2 tRNA genes and 1 rRNA gene are annotated in these 1200 nt (G+C 54.6%); all 3 read right to left on the bottom strand.

Annotated elements, in window-relative coordinates:
• Positions 1-66: 66 nt before the first annotated feature.
• Positions 67-141, bottom strand: a tRNA-Glu gene (locus tag WS42_RS14740).
• Between the two features lies 1 nt (position 142).
• Positions 143-218 (bottom strand) — tRNA-Lys (locus tag WS42_RS14745).
• Between the two features lie 77 nt (positions 219-295).
• Positions 296-1200, bottom strand: a 23S ribosomal RNA gene (locus WS42_RS14750); the annotation flags it as partial.

Below are 1200 nucleotides of genomic sequence, written 5' to 3' on the forward strand. Positions count from 1 at the left end.
CGGAGAACAAACTGTATTATATTGTATTTCGCTTCCCTTGTCAAGAACTTTCGCCCTTGAAAAGTCTGGTGACCCGTACCGGATTCGAACCGATGTTAACGGCGTGAGAGGCCGCTGTCTTAACCACTTGACCAACGGGCCATGGTGCACCTTCACGGACTCGAACCGGGGACCCACTGATTAAGAGTCAGTTGCTCTACCAACTGAGCTAAAGGTGCAAATCCCTTGAGCATGCTTCCCTGCACCCTCAAAACCGAACAATGTGACGCCGCTTTCAGGCTCGCCTGCTTTCTCGTAGGTCAAGCCCTCGGGCGATTAGTACCGGTCAGCTCCATACATTACTGCACTTCCACCTCCGGCCTATCTACCAGGTAGTCTTCCTGGGCCCTTACTCCTCGAAGGATGAGAGATCTTATCTTAGGGGGAGTTTCACGCTTAGATGCTTTCAGCGTTTATCTCGTCCGTACATAGCTACCCAGCTATGCCCTTGGCAGGACAACTGGTGCACCAGAGGTACGTCCATCCCGGTCCTCTCGTACTAAGGACAGCTCCCTTCAAATCTCTTACGCCCGCAACAGATAGGGACCGAACTGTCTCACGACGTTCTGAACCCAGCTCGCGTGCCACTTTAATCGGCGAACAGCCGAACCCTTGGGACCGAATTCAGCCCCAGGATGTGACGAGCCGACATCGAGGTGCCAAACCTCCCCGTCGCTGTGGACGCTTGGGGGAGATCAGCCTGTTATCCCCAGGGTAGCTTTTATCCGTTGAGCGATGGCATTTCCACTCACATACCACCGGATCACTAACTCCAACTTTCGTTACTGCTCGACCCGTCGGTCTCGCAGTTAGGCTGGCTTCTACGTTTACACTCACTGCACGATTTCCGTCCGTGCTGAGCCAACCTTTGAGCGCCTCCGTTACTCTTTAGGAGGCGACCGCCCCAGTCAAACTGCCCGCCTAACAGTGTCCCCCGACCGGATTCACGGCCGCAGGTTAGAAATTCAGCAATCCAAGAGTGGTATCCCACCGGCGGCTCCACAAGAGCTGACGCCCCTGCTTCCAAGCCTCCCACCTATCCTGTACATGGGTTACCGAATTCCAGTATTAAGCTGCAGTAAAGCTCCATGGGGTCTTCCCGTCTAGTTGCGGGTAACTGGTATCTTCACCGGTACTACAATTTCGCCGGGCGGGCTGTTG

The sequence above is a fragment of the Odoribacter sp. N54.MGS-14 genome (assembly GCF_000980295.1).
GTDB classification, from domain to species: Bacteria; Bacteroidota; Bacteroidia; order Bacteroidales; family Marinifilaceae; genus Odoribacter; species Odoribacter splanchnicus.